Source organism: Vibrio sp. Scap24, assembly GCF_013394185.1.
Lineage (GTDB): Bacteria > Pseudomonadota > Gammaproteobacteria > Enterobacterales > Vibrionaceae > Vibrio > Vibrio pomeroyi.
This window is the reverse complement of record NZ_CP041333.1, coordinates 148958-174823: the sequence shown is the minus strand read 5'-3', so window position 1 is coordinate 174823 and position 25866 is coordinate 148958. Positions and strand designations below refer to the sequence as shown.

Annotated in this window: 25 protein-coding genes; 12 read left to right on the top strand and 13 right to left on the bottom strand. The window is 44.9% G+C overall.

All coding sequences use genetic code 11. From position 1 onward, the window contains the following. Positions 1-66 precede the first annotated feature (66 nt). The gene (locus FLM53_RS16415; protein ID WP_176678984.1) at positions 67-2982 is read right to left on the bottom strand and encodes an alkaline phosphatase family protein; all 2916 of its coding nucleotides are present in this window, start codon (positions 2980-2982) and stop codon (positions 67-69) included. Between the two features lie 241 nt (positions 2983-3223). Here FLM53_RS16415 and FLM53_RS16410 point away from each other — a divergent pair, with 241 nt between their 5' ends. Next, entirely contained in the window at positions 3224-4003 is a 780-nt protein-coding gene (locus FLM53_RS16410; protein ID WP_176678985.1) for a hypothetical protein, read from the top strand. 163 nt (positions 4004-4166) lie between these two features. On the opposite strand, the gene FLM53_RS16405 is transcribed toward FLM53_RS16410, so the two are convergent. After that, the gene (locus tag FLM53_RS16405) at positions 4167-4505 is read right to left on the bottom strand and encodes a DUF1840 domain-containing protein (protein ID WP_176678986.1); all 339 of its coding nucleotides are present in this window, start codon (positions 4503-4505) and stop codon (positions 4167-4169) included. A 315-nt stretch (positions 4506-4820) separates the two neighbouring features. Between FLM53_RS16405 and FLM53_RS16400 the strand changes: the two genes are divergently transcribed. After that, a complete protein-coding gene (locus tag FLM53_RS16400; protein WP_176680049.1) occupies positions 4821-6011 on the top strand; it encodes a GGDEF domain-containing protein in 1191 nt (396 codons plus the stop codon). Here FLM53_RS16400 and FLM53_RS16395 read toward each other — a convergent pair. Next, a complete protein-coding gene (locus FLM53_RS16395; RefSeq protein WP_176678987.1) occupies positions 6008-6289 on the bottom strand; it encodes a hypothetical protein in 282 nt (93 codons plus the stop codon). The genes FLM53_RS16400 and FLM53_RS16395 overlap by 4 nt on opposite strands. A gap of 157 nt (positions 6290-6446) precedes the next feature. Between FLM53_RS16395 and FLM53_RS16390 the strand changes: the two genes are divergently transcribed. Next, on the top strand, positions 6447-7313 hold the full coding sequence (locus FLM53_RS16390; RefSeq protein ID WP_176678988.1) for a pirin family protein: 867 nt from the start codon (positions 6447-6449) through the stop codon (positions 7311-7313). 186 nt (positions 7314-7499) lie between these two features. Here FLM53_RS16390 and FLM53_RS16385 read toward each other — a convergent pair whose 3' ends face one another. Then, entirely contained in the window at positions 7500-7781 is a 282-nt protein-coding gene (locus FLM53_RS16385) for a pyrimidine/purine nucleoside phosphorylase (protein ID WP_017057600.1), read from the bottom strand. Positions 7782-8088: 307 nt separating this feature from the next. Between FLM53_RS16385 and FLM53_RS16380 the strand changes: the two genes are divergently transcribed. Beyond that, complete coding sequence (locus FLM53_RS16380) at positions 8089-8553, top strand: DUF2850 domain-containing protein (protein ID WP_176678989.1); 465 nt, start codon at positions 8089-8091, stop codon at positions 8551-8553. A gap of 401 nt (positions 8554-8954) precedes the next feature. Next, positions 8955-11495, top strand: coding sequence for a glycosyl hydrolase family 18 protein (locus FLM53_RS16375; RefSeq protein WP_176678990.1), 2541 nt, complete (start codon positions 8955-8957; stop codon positions 11493-11495). 103 nt (positions 11496-11598) lie between these two features. Here the strand turns inward: FLM53_RS16375 and FLM53_RS16370 are convergent, their stop codons facing one another. Beyond that, the gene (locus FLM53_RS16370; protein ID WP_176678991.1) at positions 11599-12447 is read right to left on the bottom strand and encodes an alpha/beta hydrolase; all 849 of its coding nucleotides are present in this window, start codon (positions 12445-12447) and stop codon (positions 11599-11601) included. A 236-nt stretch (positions 12448-12683) separates the two neighbouring features. After that, positions 12684-13277 (bottom strand): TetR/AcrR family transcriptional regulator, encoded by a 594-nt coding sequence (locus FLM53_RS16365; protein ID WP_008216752.1) that lies wholly within the window; start codon positions 13275-13277, stop codon positions 12684-12686. Positions 13278-13438: 161 nt separating this feature from the next. Between FLM53_RS16365 and FLM53_RS16360 the strand changes: the two genes are divergently transcribed. Together FLM53_RS16360 and FLM53_RS16355 are read left to right on the top strand one after the other, a co-directional pair. Next, a complete protein-coding gene (locus FLM53_RS16360; RefSeq protein ID WP_176678992.1) occupies positions 13439-14395 on the top strand; it encodes an AEC family transporter in 957 nt (318 codons plus the stop codon). Between the two features lie 122 nt (positions 14396-14517). Beyond that, positions 14518-15558, top strand: coding sequence for an acyltransferase (locus FLM53_RS16355; protein WP_176678993.1), 1041 nt, complete (start codon positions 14518-14520; stop codon positions 15556-15558). A 124-nt stretch (positions 15559-15682) separates the two neighbouring features. Here FLM53_RS16355 and FLM53_RS16350 read toward each other — a convergent pair whose 3' ends face one another. Next, the gene (locus FLM53_RS16350; RefSeq protein ID WP_176678994.1) at positions 15683-16561 is read right to left on the bottom strand and encodes a 6-carboxytetrahydropterin synthase; all 879 of its coding nucleotides are present in this window, start codon (positions 16559-16561) and stop codon (positions 15683-15685) included. A 228-nt stretch (positions 16562-16789) separates the two neighbouring features. Continuing rightward, the gene (locus tag FLM53_RS16345; RefSeq protein WP_176678995.1) at positions 16790-17614 is read right to left on the bottom strand and encodes an AraC family transcriptional regulator; all 825 of its coding nucleotides are present in this window, start codon (positions 17612-17614) and stop codon (positions 16790-16792) included. A gap of 110 nt (positions 17615-17724) precedes the next feature. Here FLM53_RS16345 and FLM53_RS16340 point away from each other — a divergent pair, with 110 nt between their 5' ends. From FLM53_RS16340 to FLM53_RS16330, 3 genes are all read left to right on the top strand, one after another. Further along, positions 17725-18201, top strand: a complete 477-nt coding sequence (locus tag FLM53_RS16340; protein WP_176678996.1) for a YHS domain-containing (seleno)protein — start codon at positions 17725-17727, stop codon at positions 18199-18201. Positions 18202-18535: 334 nt separating this feature from the next. Next, positions 18536-19393 (top strand): DUF2608 domain-containing protein, encoded by an 858-nt coding sequence (locus FLM53_RS16335; protein ID WP_176678997.1) that lies wholly within the window; start codon positions 18536-18538, stop codon positions 19391-19393. Positions 19394-19578: 185 nt separating this feature from the next. Further along, on the top strand, positions 19579-20214 hold the full coding sequence (locus FLM53_RS16330; RefSeq protein WP_176678998.1) for an START domain-containing protein: 636 nt from the start codon (positions 19579-19581) through the stop codon (positions 20212-20214). 47 nt (positions 20215-20261) lie between these two features. On the opposite strand, the gene FLM53_RS16325 is transcribed toward FLM53_RS16330, so the two are convergent. From FLM53_RS16325 to FLM53_RS16310, 4 genes are all read right to left on the bottom strand, one after another. Further along, positions 20262-20792: a DNA mismatch repair protein gene (locus FLM53_RS16325; RefSeq protein ID WP_176678999.1), complete on the bottom strand. Its 531-nt coding sequence runs from the start codon at positions 20790-20792 to the stop codon at positions 20262-20264. An 8-nt stretch (positions 20793-20800) separates the two neighbouring features. Then, on the bottom strand, positions 20801-21187 hold the full coding sequence (locus FLM53_RS16320) for an MAPEG family protein (protein ID WP_176679000.1): 387 nt from the start codon (positions 21185-21187) through the stop codon (positions 20801-20803). A gap of 615 nt (positions 21188-21802) precedes the next feature. After that, positions 21803-22270 (bottom strand): YjiG family protein, encoded by a 468-nt coding sequence (locus tag FLM53_RS16315; RefSeq protein WP_004737023.1) that lies wholly within the window; start codon positions 22268-22270, stop codon positions 21803-21805. Next, entirely contained in the window at positions 22270-23007 is a 738-nt protein-coding gene (locus FLM53_RS16310) for a nucleoside recognition domain-containing protein (protein WP_048610036.1), read from the bottom strand. The genes FLM53_RS16315 and FLM53_RS16310 overlap by 1 nt, the downstream gene beginning before the upstream one ends. A gap of 533 nt (positions 23008-23540) precedes the next feature. Between FLM53_RS16310 and FLM53_RS16305 the strand changes: the two genes are divergently transcribed. Both FLM53_RS16305 and nhaD read left to right on the top strand, forming a co-directional pair. After that, positions 23541-23711, top strand: coding sequence for a hypothetical protein (locus tag FLM53_RS16305; RefSeq protein ID WP_176679001.1), 171 nt, complete (start codon positions 23541-23543; stop codon positions 23709-23711). Positions 23712-23960: 249 nt separating this feature from the next. Beyond that, positions 23961-25400 carry a sodium:proton antiporter NhaD gene (nhaD, locus tag FLM53_RS16300; RefSeq protein WP_176679002.1) on the top strand — a complete coding sequence of 480 codons (1440 nt, stop codon included), beginning with the start codon at positions 23961-23963 and terminating at the stop codon, positions 25398-25400. On the opposite strand, the gene FLM53_RS16295 is transcribed toward nhaD, so the two are convergent. Next, positions 25397-25783, bottom strand: coding sequence for a hypothetical protein (locus FLM53_RS16295; RefSeq protein WP_176679003.1), 387 nt, complete (start codon positions 25781-25783; stop codon positions 25397-25399). The genes nhaD and FLM53_RS16295 overlap by 4 nt on opposite strands. Positions 25784-25866 lie beyond the last annotated feature (83 nt).

Genomic DNA, 25866 nt, shown 5'->3' with positions numbered 1-25866 from the left:
GTGGCAAATGAAAGCCACATTAGACACGCTTTCCAGTTTCAAAACCTAAGCCATTGAGGCTTCGATTTAGTTGTTCTTAGGAACATCCAGATGATTGAGCAATGAAGGATAACCCCAACCGTTCTCACCTTCGACCACTGCCTCTCCGGTTAAATATTCAAAAAGCGTCGGTGCTAACGAGCCATTGGCTTGGATTTTTAATGGTTGTGAGTTTTCACCAATTGGCGTGCCCCAGAAACCGATGAATGCATCTTTCTCTAAGTAGTCTTCACCAGCATGACGACCCGGTACCTTGGTGTTATAACCAATTCCAGCTTTCGGGAACAGGTTAACCGTACCAGCTCTATCTTCAAGGTAGATGTTGGCTAGTTGATTGACTGAATCTGGTCGAGGAGTCAGTTGGGTTAACTCTGTCCACTGCGCACTGCTACACCAGGTTGTGACATCTTCCTTGATTGCGCGGTTTATGCACTTTTCCACTAGCTTGGAATAATGAGAAAAATCAGCCTTGCTTGGTGCCACCAAATACGGATTGAGCGTTTGGGTGTTAAGTAAAATTGGAGGTCGATTGCCATCCAAAGATTCGTAGAAAAGCTTGTCACCTTCGCGTGTAATCAATTCATCAACTCGTTTTAAGTCGCGATTACCTATCACACGAACTGCACAACTTTGCGGGTCACAAGTACTCTCTCTGACCACCATGTAATCAAGACTTTCAGGCAAGCGTTGCGTTATCTGAGCAATCACATCAATGTTCTCACCTTTCGGCGCTGCAAGTGGTGTCCATTGTTTGAGTTCTTGATAGATAGGTTGCACCTGCCAGCCTTGGCTTGAGTTAAAGAAGTCCATCATAAAGTTGCCACCAGCAGTCGAGGCCACAACAACATCAATGTCCTTCGAGCTCGGATAGCTTAGAGCATTGGTAATTTTAGGCCCCTCACCTTCGTCTGATGATATTTTCTTAACGACTATTGGGTAATCCAGATCCGCCTGTAACCCTTCAAAAACTTGCTTCTCAGGGTTAAGCGCGTAAAACACTGGCGTTAATCCATGATCACCAGCCATACCCCATAGAGTTTTGTTGTAAACACCTGCGCTACGATAAGTCGCTTCAATTTGACGAATCCAATAATCTAATCGGTTTAGCTCGCCGGTCGGCATTAAGATCTCGTCACTAAAAGGCCCCGTGAAGTGTGCAAAGTGATCCGGCCATGGGTTATAAACCAAGGTGTAGTCCGGCATCCCTTTCCCATCGAGTTCAGCGTACTGAGTGATGGCCTGCTTCACCTGAACTTTCTTTGAATATTTGGTGAAGAAATCAAAGCCAGATATAGACTGATACGCTTCAATATCTTCAATCAAGGCTGCACGCTTTTCTCGTAGAGTCACTTCGACTTCAGAACGCTCTTGCAGTTCTTTAACGCAGCGTTTCTCACCATAATCACGTAACGACTCTCCCAAACCTAAATTCACTAGGCCGTCATAAGTCGTGTGCGCATTCCAGTCATATTGAGCGTTACAGTTCAGCGTCTTAAGGTAATCAAGGCGATCAAACATGGTTTGCACTTTGTTGTCTGCCATCAATACATCCAACTGCAACGCATCATTACCGAAGAAGTAATACGCTCGGTCGATCTCTCTATCAACAAAGTGGAAGTTAGGAATACCAGTACCACCTTGTCCCGACACTTTTGTGCCAGTCTTAATTATTGGCAGGTTACGTACGCTGATCGTCGGAGTAGAAGATATACCGACTCGACTAATATTGTCACGATGCTCTTGATAGAGCTTTTTGAAGAAAGGTAGATAGTGCGGGTCGCGGTAGGTTTGTTCAGATAGAACTTCCATGAACCGCACCTGTTGTCGATGCTCTGGTTCAATCACCTCCTCTGCTTGAGGCTTGTACTGCGCTCGATTTTTATGATTCTGATAAGCCACCGAGATGAAAGGCGTACTCTCATCGACTAAACCTTCGATTAAGCCTTGTTGTAGACCATCAACAGTCACTTGAACCGCAAAGCGCTTGTTCTGTTGAGAGTCTAAAAATTGAATGAGCTGCTCTGGCTTTTCACTAAATGCTTTTTGCATCCAATCATCGAGCGCTTCTGCTCGCTCTTCTTTAAACACAAATTGTCGGTAGGCTTTAAGCAAGTTTAAGCGCACGAAATCAATGAGTGTGATGGTAAGGGCTTGCGCTTTATTGTTCGGCTTATCGGCGTTTTCAGGCTTGCCATCTTCTACAATCGCAAGCATTGCTGATTTCATATCACCTTCATCCATTCCGGATGCGGCTTTGCCTATTAGATCAACAATGATCGGTTGAATCTGAGCGATAATCGCTAAATCTTCAGGGCTATTGATTAAGTAGGTGTAACTCTCTGGGAGGGTCTCCATGTCTTGCCAAACACCAATTTCAAACAGCGCATCGTAGATAACGACCATATTGGCAATGAAGTGTTCATCGATACGAATGCCTTCATGGTGACCAATTGCTTCAGTCGAGGTATCTGGCTCTTTATATTCTGATACTGGCTCGTCACCGACATAGTAGAGGCTATGTTCAAAGCCTTTTAATACCTCTTCATCATAGACTGTCGACAGGTATGCTTTGAATACATCTTCACTGCCCAAACCTGAATAACGGTCATAATAACTATAGAGAAAATAACCTAAAGGAATTGAATAAGTTGGGTTAGATAGTTGAGCGATCACTCGTGCTTTCGTTTTCGCATCTAAAGGCAGCGCGAGAATGTACGCATCTAACGTTACGCCGCCGATGGTAAACAGTGCCGCATCGCGAGTAAGCGTAGCCGAGTAGCTCAGGCTTGAAAGCACCTGATTTTTCAACACCTCACTAGAACTGAATACGCCACCAATAACAGGCGTTGTCGAGATATCGGCGAGACTGGGCGCTGACAAAACAGCCAGCGAAAGAGAACTGAGTAAACTGGCACAACCACGAGCTTGAGAATAGAAACTCATCAAATATCCTTTAGTTCAACGTGTTTTTATAAATATAAATTATCATTCCAGTTTACTTTAATTACTAAAAATATGTGTAGTTATGCCTATAAAAGTATTTGAATTTTCATCGCAATATATGACTCTGCCCGTAATATTTGAAACACTTCGCAACAAATAAAACACTGTTCATAATTATCTCCTGACATTGTATTGATAAAGTCCGATGCTCTTTATTTGTACACATTTTAAGGCCAAACTTATGAACTCGTTTACTAAAGCTTCGCTGACTGCAGCTATCAGTCTTCCACTACTTGCTGGGTGTGTGACACCGGGTGAAGATGATCCAAATGCAAGCACCAAGCAGGGTGCTGTAGGTGGTGCATTACTTGGATTAACGCTTGGCGCATTAACAGGTGAAGCGGATTTAGCGGTTCAAGGAGCGATGGTTGGCGGACTAGCCGGTGGTGTCGCAGGTGCGAGTAACGATATTCAGAACAATCGTGAAAACATCCGTCACGACAGCCGTAACGAGGCCATTGCACAAACGGGTGGCACGCAAGCAGTAAGCCCAGCGAGCACTGAAACAACTCAGCAAAACTGGCAAGAGCTTAATAATTTCATTGGCGAGTGGAACGTGACCATTCGTAACCATGTTGATACCAACAGCAATATCGACAGCCTTCAAGCTACGGGTAATCTAGCGAGTATCAGCCAAGCCAACATCAATATTGGAAACCAGCAGGGCGTTGAGCTATCTGCACAATTTTCTTATACGGCAGAACAAGGTTACCAACTGGATGTCATGAACGACGCGACTGACGTAACGGTTAACTTCGCAGGTGAACATCAACCACAAGCGAACCGTTACAACTTCTACCCAACCAACATTCAAGACATCATTTACCAAGACGTGAACAGTGCTGATGTTCGCCTAGAACTGGCGATGGTGAGTGATAAGCTATGGATTATCGACAGCTACGCGTACATCGATGGTTCTGAGAAGAAACTACAATCTATCCGCTTCAATAAAGCGAGCTAATAGAGTGATATAACAAAGCCAGCACAACCACTTCGCTCAACAATACTATCAATTTTGAGCAATGGTTTAATGCTGGCTTTGAACATGGTGCCCTATTTTTGGCAGCAAAGGCTATACCACTTATTTTCTAAAACCTGTGCTGCAAAGAATAGAGATAAAAACCTTACAAACGCTTCCCGCTGCCGTCTTCCCACATCACTTCACACTCTTCTTCGATGGCTGCTTTTAGCAACTCTACCAATGGAAATGCACGGCTACCGATATTCACTGGCGCTTCAACAACTTCATCTTCGTTATCGTCGTCTGCATCATTCTGTTCTACTGGTTGTTTTTGTTCGACCTCAAGCGCAGCACGTAAATTATTCAAAGCTTGAGGCACCTCAGAAGCATCAATGGCACCAGGGATAGCGCCACTATGTCCAAGCATTTTGATGAACTGAAGACCGATCTCGCCAAACATGGTGACGCTAGCATGAGCCTTGCAACTAAACGTAATTAACATAATAAGCCTCTATCAAATTCGATTGTCTACAAACTATGTTGAGTAAATCATTGGAAAGCAAGTACATAATCATCAAAGAACGGCCATCAACCTAATCATTTGCGACCACTTCCTAAAAGAAATCTGCACCGTCGGTGATATACATCACTATTAATAATGTCTAAATCAGTCTTTCATATGAAACCTTGATAGTAGTCACACTTAATAGGTATCTAAGTCTCTGCGTAGCTTGTTATTTAATCTACTATTAATACCATCATCAAAATTAGTGGCACAAATCACATGAACAGGCTGGTCGGTAGACACCTAGAAGAAATGGCGGACATTCGATCCACCCGAAAACAGAAAATTGTCTACTCCTTTTCCCTGACTGCCGCGGCACTATTTATTTTCTACACGTGGGCTTATTTTCAGGGCCAGCATTACACCTTGTCGGTTTTTGAGCTGTGTTTTGCGATTATCGCTATCTCGAATGCCTTTTACGTCAGAAAGGTTATCAACCCTAACTACTCGGAACTGATTCTAAGTGGTGTACTGCTCGTTCAGGGTGTGATTCTATTCTTGTACAGCCACGCAATTCCCGATCGAATCCTTTGGCTCTATCCTATTCTGGCGGCGGTAATTTTTATCAACGACTTCCGAATAGGTATCATCTTTAGCACCTCATTTTGCCTGTTTATCAGCACGCTGATTACTGCATTACCTAACAACTTCTCTTTGCCTTTTAATAGCACTCATCGCTTTGTTCTTAGCCTATTCACGATGAGTTTGGTGTGCCATACATCGGCTTATTACTACACAAAAGCAGTGAGCTATATTCAACGTTTGTACAAAGAAGGCATTGAAGATTTAGCCTACCGAGACCAACTTACAGGGTTAGCAAACCGTTGGAGTTTTGAACGCTGGGCTGTAGAGAAACTTGCGACAGTCGATAGTAAGCGGTCACTTACCGCACTGGTTTTTTTAGACATAGATGACTTTAAAGCCATTAACGATAGCTACGGGCACGATGTGGGCGATAGCGTCTTACAACATTTTGCCAACCGCTTGAGCAACAACATTCGAACCCGAGATAGAAAGAGTCACGAATACGATTATTCAATTGCGCGCTTTGCCGGGGATGAGTTCGTTCTGATGCTCTACGATATTCCAACTCGAAAGGACCTCGACGGTATTCTCGATAGAATATGTGGGTTATTTGAGAGCGGTTGCCAAACAAACGAAAGAATCAAAGAGCTAACACTCAGCGTTGGGGTGTCTTTGTACCCACAAGATGCGACAGAATTGCATGAGTTAACAAGATGCGCAGACAAAGCCATGTACGTGGCCAAGCATTCTGGGAAGAACCGATATGCCTATTATCACGACAACCCAGTATCGACATTGATAGAAGAATTACCGACGAATCTGCCTTGTTCAGAATCGGGGTCTTCTGAACTTGAAGAGTGTCTTGAAACGAAAGTAGAAGGGAACAATGTAACGCTGTTAAAAACACGTCAACGTTAGCCTGCCATATACATGACCCAAAGGCTTACCAGCCCAATCACAATAATCCATACAACCTGTCGAGTACGGTCTGGGTTAATACGCTTGGACCTAGCAACTGGCTTAAAGGCGACTTGTTTTGCCGAATGCATAAAAGCCGCTTCCACCTCACGCTTTTTTCCCCGTCGCTTAACGGCGTTATTCGCGACTTCAGTAAAACGCTGACCTTGCTCCGTTGTAAAATCATTATCAAAGCCCATTCGACCGTGCCTTTCGCCATGTTTTTGTTGTACTGCCATAGCGGCCTCCTTGGCGATTTCATCTATATTGAGTATAGACTTAATTTCATATTGTTACCTGTTCAAGATTTTCGAATAAGTCACTCAACCTTGTGCCATCTTCTTTTCAAATCAAATTCCATAAACTAGCCCTATTCAAGTTTACGAGGGTTTCAATATGTCGAATGTAAGAACCGTAGAGCATGTAATTTCAGCACATGCCACCTCAGATGGTGATGGCGTCAAAATCCAAAGAGTCGCTGGTTTCAATAACGCGCGTTTCTCTCCATTTTTGATGATTGATGAACTCAAATCGGATGAAAGCAAAGACTATGTTGGCGGTTTTCCTCCTCATCCTCACCGTGGAATAGAGACGCTCACTTACATGATCCAAGGTCACTTCCAACACAAAGACCACATGGGCAATGTCGGAGAGCTTCGCAGCGGCGGCGCTCAATGGATGGCCGCAGGTCGTGGTGTCATTCACAGTGAGATGCCAATGATGGAAGAAGGTGCGCTGCACGGCTTTCAGATTTGGATAAACCAACCATCAACACACAAAATGCAGCCTGCGCAGTACCATGACTTCCAAAGTGAAAGTATTACTGAGCATCAAAGTGAAAAAGGCGGTTTGTTACGAGTGATTGCCGGTGGATTTGAGTTACATAACCAAGCTGACTCAGAAACTTCGCGAGCACAAGGTCCACTGCAAAAAACAGGTGTGCCATTAAGCGTCGCAGATTGGCGATCTCGTTCAGGCCAAGAAGTTTCTTTGGAAACTGATGCGACTCACAATGCCATGGCTTACGTATACAGAGGCAGCATTCAGATCGGTGGTAAAGTCATCAAGCAAGGTCAACTTGCGTTACTGACCAAAGCTGAACTACTTTCTTTGAGCAGCATAGAAGATTCCGGTGTGTTGATTTTTGCTGGCCAACCGATTGATGAGCCTGTTGTGCATTATGGTCCGTTCGTCATGAACTCGATGGAAGAGATTGAACAGACTATTCAGGACTACAACCGCGGCGTTTTTGAGACTTACTAATGCTCGTGCTTTGAGCTTTGATGAGCTTTGAAAAGAGTACTGAAGAGGCTTAACAACGAATTTTGGTCGTCCATTTGATGACTGTAAAAACAAGTGACACTATCCACTGCCGGTTACTATCACTTATTTAACCACGCTCCTAGAGCGTGGTTTTTTCTTATTGAGCAGAAGCTAATTTAAGGCTTCTTATAGGTACTCACACAAGTAAGCTGTTGCTTCTTTTACTTGCAGGTCGAAAGAAGAATCGCCCGCAACGTCAAAAGACTCACCAGATTGGTATGTTGTCCAATCGTCATCGCCAACACGCTTTACAATCAGAGCGCCTTTAACCACGGTCATCTTTTCAGGAGCAGCAGTACCGAATGTGTATTCACCCGCCGCCATCACACCAACACTCACATCAGCACCAGACTGGTTAAACGCTAATGACTTAACGCCACCTTCAAAGTATGTGTTTTCTTTAATCATTGTACTTCCTTGTTATCTTCAAATTGCAGTTATTGGGCTCAACGAATAAGCCTATGCGTAAATTTAGGTGATAATTGTTTTAACCAATTCACGGCTTTCCCACAAGAAATAAATACGCATAGCTTAAGCATTTCGACAATTGAGATGCATTGATTGAACAAATACCACTAGAGAAACTGAAAATTATCCAAAGCAACCCATTTATCTAGAACATTCGATCCTGCTTCTAACTCTTATAACAATCTTTGCAAACTAAGATTTTAATTTATAGACTTAAGAACGGTACATGTGAGGAAATGAAGAGATAATGGCAAAAAAGCCCACTAAAAGCAGAGATCTATTTGCCAACTCGCTACTTTACAGCTTCCTATTAGCTGGTTTTATGATTGCCCTCACCGCAGGCTATTTTGCTTATCAAGCCCACCAGCAATCTGTCAGTCCAAGCAATGTCCATGGCACATGGATAGAAATTGGTGCTCCCCCTTACAAAACCGATATTCTAACGCTTTCAGACAATGGCGTGATGATGAACCATCGCTTCATCAGTACTTCGTTTGATTTTGATGGCAAGATCGTCACGATCAATACAGGTTCTGGACCAACGGTTTACACTATTAGTGGTACCTACGATTCACCTCGTTTAAAGCGATTGGTACCGAGTACACCCTCTCAGCAGTTCATCAAAGAAGGCTATGAAGATACCGCAACCGGTGACACTCACAGCATCATGCAACAACGACGCGCTTCACTGGCTGAACAATTCAAAAGATAGCCATCGCTCCCCTAAGAGCTCTCGATACGCTTTAAGCACTTTCTCAACACACTTTAAATACCTCACCTAACGTTCAATACTTTGTGATACTGCTTCAAGCTTGCGATATTTTCATATAGTTTGTCGCACCTTTACATAACTTCATGTCGTGTAATTTCACTTATGAGATTTTCCTACTGAATGATGTTTTATTTTATAAAACATGGACTCAGTCTCTCACTCATTAAGCAACAAAATTGTAACAAGATACAATTTTTTAGTTGTCCATCGAAAACGGATTTATTTTCAGTTATGAAATTAAAACTCTCTCGAATACTGACGAGGAAGCTCCTTCAAAACTGACTGGAGCCGCTTATGGGGCCATTTGGTTCTCGTAACCTTCAAGGAATGAGAGAAATAGTATGATTCGTATAAATACCTGTGCTGCAAGCATTGCTCTAGCGCTATCTGGTACAGCGTTAGCTGCTCCGACAGCACCTAGCATCGACATGTACGGTTCCAACAACCTGCAGTTTTCAAAAATCGAACTCGCGATGGAAACCACCTCTGGCTACAACCAGATGGTTAAATATCACGACAAAGCAAAAGTCGACGTTAAGTTCAACCAATGGAGCGGAACGTCAGGAAACACGTACAACATCTACTTTGATGGCGTTAAAGTAGCCACAGGCCCAATCACTGGCAGCCAAACCACGGCTTCATTCGAATACGGCCAAGGCGGCTTATTCGATATGGAAATTGAAGCGTGTGACGAAACTGGTTGTAGCAAGAGCGCACCCGCTAAAATCACGATCGCTGATACCGATGGCTCCCACTTAGCGCCACTTGCGATGAATGTGGATCCAAACAATAAGTCATACAACACAGATCCAAACACGGTAGTAGGTACTTACTTTGTTGAGTGGGGTATTTATGGTCGTGATTACACCGTTGATAACCTACCTGCTGATAACTTGACTCACATCCTTTACGGCTTCATCCCAATTTGTGGTCCTAACGAATCAGTAAAATCAGTAGGTGGAAACAGCTACAACGCACTCATGACAGCTTGTCAGGGTGTTGATGATTACGAAGTAGTGATTCATGACCCATGGGCTGCTTTCCAGAAGAGTTTCCCTCAAGCGGGCCACGAATACAGCTCACCGATCAAGGGTAACTACGCAATGATGATGGCGCTAAAACAGCGTAATCCTGATTTGAAGATCATCCCATCGATTGGTGGTTGGACACTGTCTGACCCATTCTTCGATTTCACAACCAAAGCAAACCGTGACACCTTTATCGCATCGGTTAAGAAATTCCTTAACACATGGAAATTCTACGACGGTGTGGATATCGACTGGGAATTCCCTGGTGGCGGCGGTGCTGCACCAGATCTAGGTGACCCAGTAAATGATGGCCCGGCTTACATTGCACTAATGGCAGAACTACGCGTGATGCTAGATGAGCTAGAAGCTGAAAATGGTCGTACTTACGAGCTCACATCAGCGATCGGTGTTGGTCACGATAAGATTGAAGATGTGGACTACGGCGATGCTATCCAATACATGGATTACATTTTCGCAATGACTTACGACTTCTACGGCGGTTGGAATAACGTGTTGGGTCACCAAACGGCATTGAACTGTGGTAACTTCATGCGCCCTGGTCAATGTGATGGCACAGGACTTGATGAAAACGGCGAACCATACACAGGCCCTGCCTACACCACAGACAACGGCATTCAACTGCTTCTTGAGCAAGGTGTTCCAGCTAACAAACTTGTTGTTGGTACCGCGATGTACGGTCGTGGTTGGGAAGGCGTATTACCATCATCACTTTCAGATCCTAGCGACCCTATGACAGGGGTTGGTAACGGCAAACTGAAAGGTAGCTCTGCACAAGGTGTCTGGGAAGATGGCGTTATCGACTACAAAGGCATTAAGGCGAACATGCTTGGTGCGAACAACCAAGGCATCAATGGCTTCGAATACGGTTACGACGAAATGGCAGAAGCTCCTTACGTTTGGAACCGCACTTCAGGTCAGCTGATCACATTTGATGATGACCGCTCGGTAAAAGCAAAAGGTGCGTACGTTCGTAGTCTTGGTCTTGCAGGTCTATTCTCTTGGGAAATTGATGCAGATAACGGCGATATCCTGAATGCAATGCATGAAGGTCTAGCAGGTGGCACCACCGATCCTGTAAACCGCAAACCAACTGCAGCAGCAGGTGCCGACCAATCCGTTGAAGGCCCAGCTTCTGTTTCTCTGGATGGCAGTGCTTCAAAAGACAGCGACGGCATAATCGCTAGTTACGCTTGGTCACAAGTGAGCGGTCCAGCCGTAACACTGGCTAATGCCAATGCAGCGGTTGCAAGCTTTGATGTTGTTGAAGTCACACAGCAAGAGACTCTAACATTCAGCCTAACCGTAACAGACAACGAAGGCGCAACATCAACTGACACAGTTGTTGTAACGGTAAATCCTAAAGACACAGGCCCAGTAAACACAGCTCCGGTAGCAGTGGTTACGGCTCCGACTGAAGTCAATGCGGGTGACGTTGTTGTGGTTGATGCGTCAGCGTCTAGCGATGCGGATCAAGACACATTAACCTTTACGTGGGATGTACCAGCAGGTATCAACGCAACGGTACAAGGCGCTTCGGTAAGCTTTGTCGCGGCTGAATACACGCAAGACACGGTGCTGAACTTCTCAGTGACAGTGAGCGATGGTACCGATACATCAGTCGCGGCTACTTCAGTGAAAGTCCTCAAGAAAACCACAGGCGGTGGCACGTGTACTAACGCTTGGGATTCAAGTGCAGTCTACACTGGTGGCGACCAAGTGACTCAAGGCGGTAAGGTTTGGGAAGCGAAATGGTGGACAACAGGTGAAGATCCAACAACGACAGGCCAATGGGGTGTGTGGAAAGAGATCGGCCCAGCTAGCTGTGCTAACTAAAAATAGGGTTTAGCTAAACGCGAACTAAGCGTCGACTAAACACCTAAAAGCAAGGCCAACCAGAACATGTCTGGTTGGCCTTTTTAGTGTTTTTTTTCTCAACTTAACCAATCAAATTATCAAAGCTCTCGAATACTTGCGGGCACTTCATTACTCGCCCGTGGCCTTGGCCTTGAGTGGCAATCAAAGTAACGCGTTCCATCTCAGTCGCCGCACGTTGAGAGACATCAAACTTAGTAAACTTGTCTTTCTCATCATGAACGATGATCGTTTGAGACTCACGAAGCGCCAGCTTTCCATAAGGATCAACAGACTGAATTGGGTAGTTAAATTGCTCTTCCACTTCACCGACTACCGCCTCAAAAAGCTTCATTGAGTAACCAGAACGAGCCACGCTGCCGAATAGGTTATCGAGGTAATCCAATACAGGTGCAATCAGCAACAATGGTTTGTTTTCCAACTTAACATGCTTACATTCCAACGCAGAAGCCGTACCCATACTATGACCGACTAAACCTGCCACTTCGCCAACCGAATCTAGAATTGCTTCCAAGCCGTTCACAAATGCAGGGATATGACCATGAACACCATCACTGCCACCATGAGCTGGGTGATCGTAAGCCAGAGCGGTAAAACCTTTCGCTGCGATATGTTCCATCAGAGGAAAGAACTGACTCGCGGTACCAGACCAACCATGAGTCAGCACCCAAACTGGGCCAGTACCCAAAGAGTAAGTTTTTAGCACGCCATCACGGCCTTTGATTTCACTCTTGATCAGCCCTTGTGGATCGGCATTTTTTTGCTCGGTACGCATTGGGGTCAGCAATAACTTACGCGCTGTTTTTTTTGCATGGCTCGGCGCGAGAATGTAATGCAGGTTGGTTGTTGCACCAATCAGGCTGCGCTTGAAGCTGAATTTGTTCGATGTATTAAAATAGATTTTGTCACTCATGACCGTTCCTTGTATCGCCATCTTGATTGGCGGATCGAGCTCGGCCCTAAAAATCGAACGACCGTGCTATTTGTTGGTATAAAAAATGGGGCAAAGCTGTGTTTAGCTGCTTGCCGCCACTTATCTTAAATTTGTTAGACCTTACATCTGCAAAGCTCACACGCTTTGCTAACTCTATGTTTTGCGAGCTAAGTACTTTGCGAACTGGGTGGTTTGCGAACTAAGCGGCTTACTCGTTAAACCGCTTTCCAGCTGGCGATTAAGCGCTCTACACCGCTCCAAAAATGCGTGTGGCTCGCTTGCTGCCCTCGTAACGAGTAAAACAAGTTCGCACTCAGGTAGAGACCGTATAACTCAAAAGTTGCCTGTTTCGGATCTAAGTCGGCTCTGAACTGCTTGCTCTCAACCGCTTTTGCTACCTGAATCGTCAAGTAATCAATCCAAACCGAAATGGTTTTCTGCAGCGCTTTCTGAATCACTGACGTTTCACTGCCTGCATCTTTCCAAGCATCAATAAACATACAACTGCCTTGGAATGAATGGTTCCAACCCAGCCAGTTATCGAGCAACTGCTTCAATTTTGCTTCAATATCACCATCTCCGAGCTCTCGCGCAGGAATGATGACTCTTTCAGTGAATATGGCGTTGGAATATTCGAGTACAGAGAGCTGCAGGTTCTCTTTAGAATTGAAGTGCGCAAACAAACCACTCTTAGACATGCCACACTGCTTGGCTAATTCACCAATCGTTAAACTCTCAAGCCCGTTTTCACTCGCAAGTGCGAATGCATGGCTCAAAATATACTCTTTGGTTATCTTTCCTTTGCTCATTATTCACCAACAATAAATCTGATACGTTATTTTTAGCACGTTCGTTCTTTTTTTCAAGATTTTTTACTTAACCCTTGGTATTCATTTTGTCTTATCAGAGAACTGTGGAAAAATGCGACAGTATTCAAAGGAAATTGAAATCGACTAACAAAGGAAAAAGAATGAACACACTTTGGGAACAGTTTGCGTTTTCGGCGTCAGTAACAGGCCCTATCTGTTTAATGCTGTTTCTTGGTGTGATGCTCAAGCGAATTGGCTTAATCAATGACAACTTCATTGATGTCGCATCCAAGGTGGTGTTTCAAGTCACTCTACCCGCGATGTTATTTCTCAGCATTGTCCAGTCTAACCACGATTTTGCCGCCAGTGGAAAGCTCGTCATCTTTGGCTTGTTAGCCAACCTAGCCTTCTTCGTGTTCACCACTGTCAGCACTAAAATGGCCTTTAAAAAGCCTCAAGACCAAGGTGTGATAGTGCAAGGTGGCTTTCGCGCCAACACCGCTATTATCGGGCTTGCTTATGTTGCCAATATATACGGCAACGATGGTGTCGCGCTTGCTGCACTTTATGTCGCCTCCTTGACGGTTCTCTATAATATTCAGGCCGTTATCGCGCTCACACCAAAGGGACAAGAGTCGGGTGACAAAGCCATTCAAGTCATCGTTAAAACACTCACCAAAAACCCTTTGATTATCTCGATCGCCTTAGGTGTATTGTTCTACTTACTATCGATCCCTGTACCGAAAATGGTGACTGATGCAGGACAATATTTCGCTAATATGACGTTACCGTTAGCCCTTTTGTGCACGGGAGGGTCGCTTGATATACGCTCGCTGAAAAAAGATAAGGGTCCAACTTGGTTCTCGACTGGATACAAACTGGTTTTGGCTCCGCTGCTGATCACGCTAGCTGCCCTGTTCTTCGGTTTTAGAGGGTTAGATCTTGGTCTTATCTTCTTAATGAGCGCCGCACCCACCGCTGCGGCGAGCTATGTTATGGCGCGTGCGATGGGCGGGAATTCAACATTGGCAGCCAACATTATCGCGCTCACCACAGTCGTTTCACTTATCACTTGCACGCTTGGTATTTTCGCACTTACTGCAATGGGTTTAATATAGCTGCGACAGACTTCAAAGAATCAATACAAGCCATAATACAAAGCTCGCAACCCTTGATTTAGCGCTAACTGATTCAATAAAAAGGCTGTTAGATTCTACGAAAATTTTCTTAGAGATCTGATATGTCTTCCGTTCAACATACGCCTTCACAACGCATTGCCAGTATTGAGTTGGGTCGAGTGATTGCTATCTTGGCGATCATTGGCTTACATGGCCAAATGGCACTTACTTATTGGCAAATCGATGAAGTGCCTTGGATTGGCTATGTGCTTAACCAAACCGCTCGCTTCGCTGTGCCTCTTTTCTTTCTTATCTCAGGTTATCTGATTCAACCTAAGCTCTCTGCGTCACCTTGGACAACCGTGGTCAACTACTCTAAACCACTCCTCAAGGTTTGGGTGGTTTGGAGCATCATTTGCTTGGTCATGCCATTCAACCTCGCGAAGGTGGAAGAGTTCGGCTACTTAGGCGAACGCCAAGGCTATTGGGGCTTTTTAATGAACACCCCGCTCAACTCTTTCTTAGAGGGTGGGTTGGTTCATTTATGGTTTATTCCCGCTCTCGTATGTGCCGTTTTGATCATCGCTCTAATGGTCGAAATGAAACTCGACAAACTGCTATTACCAACGGCGATTGTACTTTACGTCTATGGTGTTTTAGCGGGCAGCTACGCAAGCTTGACCGATCTGAGCGCTCCATTTTTCACGCGTAACGGCCCGTTCTTTAGCACATTAATGGTGACCTTGGGCTTCCTGATTCGTCAGAATCAATGGAAAGTGTCATCAACTAAAGCGTTGGTATTATTAGCGTTAGGCATGTTGATTCACTTTACTGAGGCGGCATGGTTAACCACGTTCGACGTCGGATTCAATATGAATGATTTCTTGTTTGGTACGGCACTATGGGGAATGGGCGTGTTTATGTGGCTTTTGGCTAATCCAAACATCGGTGATTACGCGTGGGTTCGTGCTATCTCGAACCGCATGCTAGGTATCTACGTTTGCCATTTGCTGATCATTATCGTGCTGTTCAATGTTTGCGGAGTCTTGGGTATTACGGAACTAGCTAAAGACGTTACCGTCTTCTTCGGCACCTTTATCCTGAGCTTTATGTTGGTTGCGGGTATCGAAAAAACGCCACTACGACACATGCTGCTTCGTTAGTGTTTGTGCCTAACATCATCAGCTAAATCAATTTTAAACAGCCACACAAAAGAAAGGCAAGATAACTTAATATCTTGCCTTTATTTCATCATATTGGAGCTGAGACTATCTCACTCGTGAGGTGTTATAAGAACGCCATCGCGCCTTTACCTACCCCTTCATAAGCCACGATTTGTAATGATTGGTTTTCTGCCAAGCTTGGGGCAACTTGATCCGCGATATAACCTGCCAGCAATTCCACCGTGGTATCGGTTGGTAAGATTTCCGTTTCGCTCTTCGCAATCGCTAACTCAAACTCACCTTGTGGCGCCGTGTAGCGGAAACCATAGTGGCTTTCATCGTTAACGCTGTTCGCTTGTTCACTCAGGTTAAGTGATGAAACCGAAACTTGGTCTTCTTTAGACCCTAGGTAGATGTCTTCCCAGCGCTTAGCAAACGCTAGCTCACGTTGTTCATCTCGCTGACCATCAACCAAAATTTCGACAGGAGAACGGTGACCATGAGCGATGCGCTGGCAGTTACCATCGTGCTTTTTCAAGCCATGAGTATAGTGGTAGAACGCGCCATTAATGTTTTCATGGCGAAGGGTAATCTCTAACCCTGTGACGTTACTTGGAAGGTTGTCACGAAGAATATCATAAACGTGTGCGGTCACACTCTCGATGGTGATCGCTTCAGCATCAATTAGGCAGTAGGCTTCATTAGGGCAGTGCAGATGCAGGCTCTTGTCACCACGCAGCACATCTACCTTAGAGTAACCCGCTTTGCTTGCTTGATGTACGATTGCAGCGTTTTTCATTGGCAGCAGTAAGCGGTGGTCAACATGTTGATCAACCAGCTGTTTGATTTGCTTTTTGACTCGGCTAAAGTCCAGAACCATGCTCATTTCGTTCAGTTCACCAGACATGGTGACATCTAAAATCCAACTATCTCCTACGACCCCTCTGTGTTCACAGATGTATGAAGAATCGATAACGGTAAGGTCTCTTACAAATAGGTTCAAGTGGAACTCCTTAGTGCTTTAATGAGATACGGGAGGCTGAATAATGTTCAGCAGGCACTTCGTCTCATTGATGTCTGATAAAATAGGACGGGCAGGATGTTACAACGAGCTTATAAAGTCCACCTTTTTACACAGTCATTCGAGAAATGAACAAACTACGCTCAATTTCCGATAAACATAGGCCAGTCTCATGCCAATAGCCATATTGCAGGTAGGGTTGCCAGCGCTTTACGACATATTTTGCTTTAGCCATAAACGTGGCGACATTCCCGCTACATGCTGAAAAGCACGCGAGAATCCAGAATAACTGTTGTACCCCACTTCATCTGCCACCCAATTGATTGGCTTATTTTGTAACAGCAAAGACTGAGCCACAGACACACGCCACTTTTGCACATAATCACCCGGAGTTTCACCCACCTCACGCTTGAACGCCTCGATAAATTGAGTTCGAGACATCGCCGCCAATGAAGCCATTTGAGCTATCGAAAAGTGTCGAGCAGGCATTAGGTGAATCGCAGTAACTACCGGAGCAAGTCGCGGATGAGCCAGCGCAGAGAATACGCCTTTATCGATTTGCTGTTGTTCAATGAGATGGCGGAAAATCAAAGCCATTAGCGCGTCACTCAATTTATCCATTAGATATTGCTGACCTGATGACTCTTGGTTCGATTCTCGAAACAGCACCTCAATCACCGGCATTAGGTTAGGCGCGTCTTCAAAAGGAATCACGATCACGTCTGGAAGTGCAGACAACAACGGATTCATTTGCCCTGAACGGTATTCCACACTCGCACACACAACTTCTGCACCGTCTCCAACCCCTTCAATCGCGTGTGGTGTACTATTGGGTAAATAGACGATACAAGGCTGGGAGAGCTTCCTGTGTCCTGTATTCGAACTCGACAGAGTCAACTCACCGGCACTCAATACGTGAAGATGCCCCTCTTTGCCTTGTTGCGCGTTAAACGACGACACTCCACACAGGTTCCCAGAATAGAAAACGCCAGTGCGTATCGAGAAGTGTTCCATTAGTTGTGACAGCAGATCCATGCATCCTCCGAACGATTCGCTTACTTTTTAGTTCTTTTGTCCCTTTATAGACCGGACGAGTGGGCTAAATTACTTCAAACAAGATAACTAACACTGACAAGGAACTTGATATGTCACACATGAAATCGACCAGTCAAAAAATCACGCTATTGGCCGCACTACTTGGAACTAGCTTTTCTTTAATGGCCGCAGACCTTGATATGAGCGTCGACAGCAACGACCTCGCGATTAAAGGCTATGACCCAGTGGCTTACTTCGACAATAAAGGGCCAGTGAAAGGCACACCTGAATTCACAGCCACGTACAAAAACGCCATTTATCAATTTGTGAGCAGTGAAAACCGAGACCAATTCCGCGAAGACCCACAATCCTATGCGCCTCAATATGGTGGTTACTGCGCCTTTGGTGTGGCAATGGGTAAGAAATTTGAGACTGACCCTCTAGCTTGGAAAGTAGAAGATGGAAAGTTGTACCTAAACTTAGACAAGTCGGTTCAAAAGCGTTGGTTGGAGAACACACAAGAATTCATCCAAGACGCCAACAGCAATTGGACCACTATAAAAACCGTCGAAGCCTATAAGCTCTAGGTTCTAAGTTCTAAGTTCTAAGTTCTAAGTTCTAGCATTCAACGTTTATCCATTGCCCAGTAACAAAAACGGAAGACCTTCTGTCTTCCGTTTCTCAATGCGTCCTTGTTAACCATTTCTATTGGTTAATTGCTTGCGTACATAAAACATTGATTTTCCTTACTCAAAGCTATCACTAGCCCTTGTCTATGTGATCTACACAACATTTTAAGTGGGTCACTTATTGATAATCTAACCATACACATTTGTTATGTTATAACATTTCAACCCCTCTACTTTCGATGGTATTTTCGTAAGCGTTTCAGAGGTCAATCTTGAGTCAAAGGAAATTATGATGAAACTACACAAGTTAGCGGCGCTGTGCGCTCTTGCTCTGGCCGGTAATGCATTTGCCGACGTCACCGTTAAGGAAACGGACAAATTCCAAGATGTGGCAGATAAAGTCAGCCAACTGACAGAGAAAGGCGAAAAACCGCTGATCGTTATTGATATCGATAATACGCTTCTGACATCAACGAGCGATATTGGTGGTGACATTTGGTATCAGTGGCAGCGAGGCAAACTGGATGTGAAGCCATCAGCAGAAGACAAAGTCAAATGTCTTTTCCAAGATTCTATCGGACTGCTTTACGAACTCGTTCCAATGAAAATTATTGAAGACGATGTGCCAAACACAGTAAGCGGCTGGCAAGATAAAGGGCTTACAGTAATGGCTCTCACTTCACGCTCGCCAAACTACCGCTATGCGACCGAACGCGAAATGGCTCGTAACCAATACGATATGACGCGTACTGCACTGAAAGAAAAAGGCTCAGACGAATTACCGATTTATATCGACAACCCTAAACGTCCTCTGAGCTACATTAACGGCATCATGATGACGACTGGAATGAACAAAGGGACAATGCTCGACTACATCCTTGATAAAACCGGTCAAAGCTTTAGCAGCGTTGTCTTCATCGATGACAGTAAAAAGAACATCGTCAACATGGAAGAAGCCTACAAAGATGACTCTTCCATAGACATCAATATTTTCCACTACACCAAGGTGGAACATGATCGCATGAAACAGTATGGCGCTGTTTTAACCCAAGATCAGGCCGATAAAATGGCCAGTGATTGGAAAGAATTAAATGTAGTTCTTGATAAGATTGCCCCAGCTCGACTTGGGGAAGCGTGTTTGGGGCAATAATCTAGACCGCTACATTTAGGGTCGTGGATCGCTAAGATCCACGACCTTTTTCTTATCCAACGTATGACCGCAGCAAACCCCTGCCTCGACCACTTACCATAACAATCCAACTCATCTCAGCGCGAATCAAAACCACTCTTGTTCTATACTCCTAACAGATAAGCTTTTCTTTTCATGGAAGAATAATGATATTACCTAGGATTTTGGTACTCGGGCTCTACGCGTTATCAACGAGTATTTATGCTGCCCCATGGCAGTTCGTCAAAAGTGAAGACGGCATCGTCATCCATAAAAAACCACACAGTGAAGGCTTGGTCGAAATACGAACCCAGATGCAAACGCCCACTACTTACTCTGGCTTTTTACTGTTATTGGAAGACAGTGAGAACGTGCCGAATTGGATAGATAATGTAGCGGAAAGTCGCGTGTTGATGCAGATCTCTGATGCGGAAAACATCGTCTATACCCAATTCAAAGCGCCATGGCCAGCCCGAGATAGAGACATGGTGACCTACTCGAAATACCGTGTTGAAGATGGTCAGTTTGTATTAGAGATTAAGGACGCCTCCAACTATTTGGCGAAAGAGTCGGGATACATTCGAATCTACGATGTGGATGCACTTTGGACGCTGCAACCGCTCACTAATGGCAACAGTTACATCACCTATACCGCTTATGCGAACGCGGGCGGCATCTTGCCAAATTGGTTAATGAATAAGTTATCGATAGGCAGTGCGCTGAGCACGTTTAAGGGACTGAAAGAACAGTTACCAAAGTACCAAGGCCAACAGCATCCAAACCTGCCAAGCGAGTCTCGCTAACGATACAGATACCGATAATGGAAAGATAAAACCATTAAGGTCTGTAGTTAAGGTCTTCTTGCGAGGTCTCGAGCTAAGATAAGTGCCAAGCCAAACACCTGCAGAAACAAGGCGATGTTCTTGTAGAAAGCCATTTTCTCATCGAGCCTCTGGATCAACTCAACCAAGGTCAGGTTATCCAAATAGTAATCATCGATTCGTGTTCGCTGCGATTCTTGGGCGCTGTTTATCAGCGTCATCAGCTTAGGTAAGTTATCCAAAGAGATCGTCGGCACCTCGTCACTCACCCAACGTCTGAGCTGCCCACGCAGAGCTTCATTGAGCACAGTGGCAGGCTGAGGCGCTTCTGTTGACAGTTTATCAAGGTGAATCAGAATCGCTTCACGCTTGCGCTCTAGGGTTTCGATCGTGTTCCAAGCCAATTGTATCGAGTACACATTGCCGTATTTGCGATCGTTGTATTCCGCTTTCTCAGCTTCAATTTTATCGAGCACCAAGCTCGACATGACAATCGCCATGACGTTGAGTATGAGACCTGCAAGAACAATCGCCCAAGCAGGAGGAAGGCGCAATGCCATAATGCTCCCTAGAACATTTTATCAAAAGGTAGGTAAACTAAGTTTAGGACAATCAAAGAGATCATGCAGATAAGCGTTAGCACCATGCCCACTTTTCGACCTTTGAAGTTCTTTGCCAAAATGCCTTTTGCATGAATCACTCGCCCTAGAATAAACGCCACACCCAGTACATGAATAAGCCATACATCGGCACCATTCATCTCTAACAATCCCATCAAGATAACCGTGATTGGGATGTAATCCATTGCGTTACTTTGTGCTGAGCGTGCTATCTGCAACGACTCAACACCGCCATCGGCATGAGCAACAAGATTGATTCGCCTCTGCTTAATAACTTCAATCGCTAACCAAATCATTACGACCGTCAGCAAGGCTGCGTAAAGTGCTGTTACCATCATATTTTCCTATTACTTGGAGTTTGTTGGGTGTGTTTCACCTGCCAATTAACGGCTGAGGTCAACATCGGAGGATATTCACGCCCGAACACTTGTAAGAGATCTCTCACATCGAACGTAAGAGATCACAATCAAGCTTCGCAGAAAATTCCTAAAATACAAACCCAAGCCCTTGTTTTGTATGAATCCACGCATAATTCTTTTGGTTAGCGAGGATATTTATTTACCCAGGTGAATTGCGACCAAAGCCCTTAGAGGGTTTAATACACATGTCGACAGGGAGTTGGCAGGAACAGGAAAAAGCCTAACGGATTAGGTATCATCAGGATGAAGATTTGATGACTTAGGATGAGTTATCAGCAAGGAAGTTATGCTCTAGGATAGAGTCACTTGTCAGGATGATGAGTTAGTAAGGACACCGCTAGGACGGCGATGAATTGGATAGGTTAAAGGATTTAGCCAAGTCAAGGAACGATGCAGGGAGCATGCGTTACCTTATTGAAAAATAAGTAACAACGTCAGTAGCAGGATGGCTACGAAAAAGAACAGAACCCGTTTGGTGAAAACCAAACGGGTTTTCCTTTTTCTAAAGCTTATAAAGATTCAGAAGTCAGACTACAGAATGATGTTCATCAAGAACATCGCGCCAAAAGCGTTCAGTACTGAAATCGCGATCATCACTGGGATGTAACGACCTTCAGTTCCGATTGGTCCCATGATACGGCCCATGTATTGCACCTGAGAACCCATCAGGTAGATAGCTGGTGCCAAAATAGCAATATGGTTGCCGTTCAAGATACCTTGGTCAAACAGCGTGATAACCACACCTACTGCACCACCCATCGACATCCACGCGCCAATCAATACCGCTGCAGCTTCACCTGGTAAACCAAATACTGCCATGATTGGAGCAAACACGCTGCCCATCAGATCCAATGCGCCCGTAATCTGCAATGCCTTGATAATCACAAACGCCATCAGAACATTTGGCACAGTCGAGGTGGTCGCAATAACCCAGCCTTTCTTAGCACCTTCAACGAAAATATCAGTAACCATAGGTTTCTTTGCTTTAACTTCGCTCATTATGCTACTTCCTCTTCCAGTTTTTGCTCTTTGTCTGATTTTGGTTTGTCTTCTTTGCCTTCAGTAATGTTGAGGTAAATGCGGAATAGGTTTGCACCGACAAACTTGAAGATGAACATCACCGCTACAGCAAGACCAATTGACGAGGTTACCGCCAAAGAGCCATCCATCGCAGTTAGAGTGAACAACACGGCACCCGACGAGAAGAAGTTAACGATCGCGGCACCCGCCGTGAACTGGAACATGGTAAAGACATCGGTTTCACGCTTAGTTAGATGCCCTTCGTCTTTTAGCTGACGCGTCATCGCTGCACCCGCATCGGTACTTTGCAGAGAAGCGATCAATGCCAAGCCAGAGTTACCCGGAATACCCATTAGAGGGCGAAGTAGAGGAGTAAGCAGTTTGCGAGCCGCATCCAGCGCACCATAGTGCTCAAGTACGTTGATCATACCCAGTGCAAACATCACGGTCGGAATAAGTGTCAAAGCAAAAATGAAACCGTCGCGAGCACCACTACCGCCTTTACCACGCAGAGAGGTGGTCGCCGCTTGGATGCCATCGGCCGTTTCACTCACATCGTAAGCGACCTTACCGAATGAACCGTTGAGCGTTGTAAAATCGAACACGCCATACCATTCATTCGACTGCATTAAGCCGGAGAAGAACACAATCGCAAAGGCGAGTGCGATGTAACTGCCGATCGTGACTTTACGATCGGTTTTGGTTGGATTAGTCATAAGGACCTCTATACATCTCGTTTATGTGGAACAGAACACGTATAGATAGTGCAAACTAATGAGCAAAAGGTTAATGACCAAAATCAAATAGCGTATAAGTTTGAATGAAAGAACATCAACAACATATAAAACTGTGATTATGGTTTAGATATAGAAATACATACTGACAAAATCCTCATATTTCAAATACAAAACTAATCATAATCCGCTTCAACAGCGCAACCGAAAACACACAAAATCGACACACAAATCAGGCTTCAAGAGAAAAACCTATCCACAGTCCGATCTCTGATAATTATGTGAGAGATCTCTTACATAGATTTCAGCAATGAAAACTATTTTTATTATAATACAAATACTTAAAGCGTGATTTCGCTTCCAAAATGCAACCGTTTGCCTCTCGTTAATTGAGTTTTGAGCCGAGCTAATGCGATGAGCCATTTTATAAAGGATTTGAGCTTGATTCGAAATTTCACCCATTAGAGGTGCTATAGACTTCGCGCTGCCAATATAGAAGGAGAACGGTGACTACTATGGAAATGAGAACACTTAAATATCAAGTAATGGGCAAAGGCATGTGGATCACTGCAACGGTATCTCGCGTAGTAGCGGACAAACTTGCGTTGGAATACCAATCCTACGGCTGGCCTGTTGAAGTATGTGCTGCAGAGCAAACAATGACGTTTGAGCTCGATGCTGCATAATATTGGCAATGTCGAATAAGCTCTATCGGCACCGAGTTCGGTAGGGCTTTTTCACCTAACCTCTATTTTCCTATGATCGATAATTTTCACTCCCTTCTGTACTTTTCGACCCAATCTACGGTTTCCCAATTAATCTACTTTCTCCACCATAATCTGTTGAATTATTAAGATATCTATCACACCCCACATGGTTATTTAGGTCTACGCTTTTACCCGTGTTAATGACTTATTAACTTCGGAGCGTAATCCATGTTAGGTATCCAGCTTTCTGCTGTTCTCTCTTTGTTTTTCTTTTCTACAGTAGCGGGCGCTGCCACATCGCCGTTAGGAGAACCTCTCAAGCTCACCAGCTCCTTTGCTGGCTATCTATCACTGACCATTTTCGTCATCGCTTACATAGTCGTGATGATGGAAGAATACCTTAAGCTCCGAAAATCCAAGCCTGTGCTGCTCGCTGCAGGTCTCATCTGGATCATCATTGGTTTCACCTACCAAGAACACAACCTTGTTGAAGTAGCTAAGCAAGCTCTCGAACACAACCTATTGGAATACGCCGAGCTGCTACTTTTCCTACTCGTGGCCATGACCTACATCAGCGCCATGGAAGAGAGAAGATTGTTTGATGCCCTACAAGCGTGGATGGTCGGCAAAGGCTTTAACTTCCGTTCACTGTTCTGGTTAACCGGTATTCTGGCGTTCTTTATCTCCCCTATTGCAGACAACCTCACCACGGCTCTTTTGATGTGTGCTGTGGTTCTCAAGGTCGCGGGTTCCAACCCAAAATTCGTCAACCTTGCTTGTGTGAATATAGTGATTGCCGCCAACGCTGGCGGGGCATTCAGCCCGTTCGGCGACATCACAACGCTGATGGTGTGGCAGGCAGGTTACGTGAGCTTTACTGAGTTCCTTCCGTTGTTCATTCCATCGGTGATGAACTATTTGGTACCAGCCTTAATCATGTCGTATTTTGTTCCCACAACTCAGCCCGACACCGTGCATCAACATGTCGAACTCAAGCGTGGCGCAAGACGCATCGTGTTCTTCTTCATCATGACGATTGCGACCGCGGTTGCTTTCCATGCTGCACTCCATTTCCCGCCAGTCATGGGCATGATGATGGGCCTCGCCTATCTACAATTCTTTGGCTATTTCTTGCGTAAAACTCTACCTAATTCTTTAGCGAAGAAAAAAGCGGTGGCGATTGCCAATAACGATGAAGGTGCCCTGAAGCGACTCGGCTCGGTGGTGCCTTTTGATGTGTTTCGCAGAGTCTCACATGCCGAGTGGGACACATTGCTATTCTTCTACGGAGTTGTCATGTGTGTCGGTGGTTTGAGCTTGCTTGGGTATTTAGAGCTGGCCTCTGGCGTGATGTATAGCCAATGGGATCCAATTTGGGCGAACATCATGGTTGGGATCTTGTCTGCAATTGTCGATAACATTCCGGTGATGTTTGCTGTGCTATCCATGGAACCACAAATGTCGATCGGCAACTGGTTATTGATTACCTTAACGGCAGGTGTCGGCGGTAGTTTATTGTCGATTGGTAGTGCCGCTGGTGTGGCATTAATGGGCGCGGCGCATGGTAAATACACCTTCTTTGGTCACTTGAAGTGGATGCCAGTGATCATGATTGGCTACGCGGTCAGTATCGCCGCTCACCTATGGCTGAATGGTGCTCTTTTCTAATTCGATGAACCTTTGTTCGGCTTCTCAATTCGTGTCCAGACATTGCTCAATTGCATCGCTGGACACGTATTGCATGTAAGCACTTCACCTTGATGCTGAATTCGCATCACCAAATCTGAATCCGTTCTGCTACTTCCTGAGTTCAGCTCAATGATAATCAAGTCATCGTCGACGCTATAACTGCGTGTAACTGTGTTATCCGTGGTTTGATAGGTCACTTGTCCCGATTCAAAAAGCAGATAGCTGTCATTATCGGCATTCTCATACATGCCCTTGAACAAGACAAGTTGTGGGACTTCGAAGGGGCGACTGGTATCGGTTAAACAACCCGTCAGCAATAGCACGCTACTGCAGCCAATTATCAGAAAGTGATGGCTATTCATTTGGGCATCCTTGCCTAGAGAACATGGTTAAAGGATATGCAACCAAATAGGTATTTTCCACAAAGTGACGATTTTATTGCAAA

Bases quoted from the DNA above. Each gene is read 5' to 3' on its own strand.
- FLM53_RS16340 (WP_176678996.1), top strand. From the start codon at position 17,725: ATGTCACACATGAAATCGACCAGTCAAAAAATCACGCTATTGGCCGCA.
- FLM53_RS16390 (WP_176678988.1), top strand. From the start codon at position 6,447: ATGTCGAATGTAAGAACCGTAGAGCATGTAATTTCAGCACATGCCACC.
- FLM53_RS16385 (WP_017057600.1), bottom strand. From the start codon at position 7,781: ATGATTAAAGAAAACACATACTTTGAAGGTGGCGTTAAGTCATTAGCG.
- FLM53_RS16410 (WP_176678985.1), top strand. From the start codon at position 3,224: ATGAACTCGTTTACTAAAGCTTCGCTGACTGCAGCTATCAGTCTTCCA.
- FLM53_RS16375 (WP_176678990.1), top strand. From the start codon at position 8,955: ATGATTCGTATAAATACCTGTGCTGCAAGCATTGCTCTAGCGCTATCT.
- FLM53_RS16395 (WP_176678987.1), bottom strand. From the start codon at position 6,289: ATGGCAGTACAACAAAAACATGGCGAAAGGCACGGTCGAATGGGCTTT.
- FLM53_RS16415 (WP_176678984.1), bottom strand. From the start codon at position 2,982: ATGAGTTTCTATTCTCAAGCTCGTGGTTGTGCCAGTTTACTCAGTTCT.
- FLM53_RS16320 (WP_176679000.1), bottom strand. From the start codon at position 21,187: ATGGTAACAGCACTTTACGCAGCCTTGCTGACGGTCGTAATGATTTGG.
- FLM53_RS16370 (WP_176678991.1), bottom strand. From the start codon at position 12,447: ATGAGTGACAAAATCTATTTTAATACATCGAACAAATTCAGCTTCAAG.
- FLM53_RS16345 (WP_176678995.1), bottom strand. From the start codon at position 17,614: ATGGATCTGCTGTCACAACTAATGGAACACTTCTCGATACGCACTGGC.
- FLM53_RS16365 (WP_008216752.1), bottom strand. From the start codon at position 13,277: ATGAGCAAAGGAAAGATAACCAAAGAGTATATTTTGAGCCATGCATTC.
- FLM53_RS16400 (WP_176680049.1), top strand. From the start codon at position 4,821: ATGGCGGACATTCGATCCACCCGAAAACAGAAAATTGTCTACTCCTTT.
- FLM53_RS16380 (WP_176678989.1), top strand. From the start codon at position 8,089: ATGGCAAAAAAGCCCACTAAAAGCAGAGATCTATTTGCCAACTCGCTA.
- FLM53_RS16360 (WP_176678992.1), top strand. From the start codon at position 13,439: ATGAACACACTTTGGGAACAGTTTGCGTTTTCGGCGTCAGTAACAGGC.
- FLM53_RS16335 (WP_176678997.1), top strand. From the start codon at position 18,536: ATGAAACTACACAAGTTAGCGGCGCTGTGCGCTCTTGCTCTGGCCGGT.
- nhaD (WP_176679002.1), top strand. From the start codon at position 23,961: ATGTTAGGTATCCAGCTTTCTGCTGTTCTCTCTTTGTTTTTCTTTTCT.
- FLM53_RS16310 (WP_048610036.1), bottom strand. From the start codon at position 23,007: ATGACTAATCCAACCAAAACCGATCGTAAAGTCACGATCGGCAGTTAC.
- FLM53_RS16325 (WP_176678999.1), bottom strand. From the start codon at position 20,792: ATGGCATTGCGCCTTCCTCCTGCTTGGGCGATTGTTCTTGCAGGTCTC.
- FLM53_RS16315 (WP_004737023.1), bottom strand. From the start codon at position 22,270: ATGAGCGAAGTTAAAGCAAAGAAACCTATGGTTACTGATATTTTCGTT.
- FLM53_RS16295 (WP_176679003.1), bottom strand. From the start codon at position 25,783: ATGAATAGCCATCACTTTCTGATAATTGGCTGCAGTAGCGTGCTATTG.
- FLM53_RS16330 (WP_176678998.1), top strand. From the start codon at position 19,579: ATGATATTACCTAGGATTTTGGTACTCGGGCTCTACGCGTTATCAACG.
- FLM53_RS16305 (WP_176679001.1), top strand. From the start codon at position 23,541: ATGGAAATGAGAACACTTAAATATCAAGTAATGGGCAAAGGCATGTGG.
- FLM53_RS16355 (WP_176678993.1), top strand. From the start codon at position 14,518: ATGTCTTCCGTTCAACATACGCCTTCACAACGCATTGCCAGTATTGAG.
- FLM53_RS16405 (WP_176678986.1), bottom strand. From the start codon at position 4,505: ATGTTAATTACGTTTAGTTGCAAGGCTCATGCTAGCGTCACCATGTTT.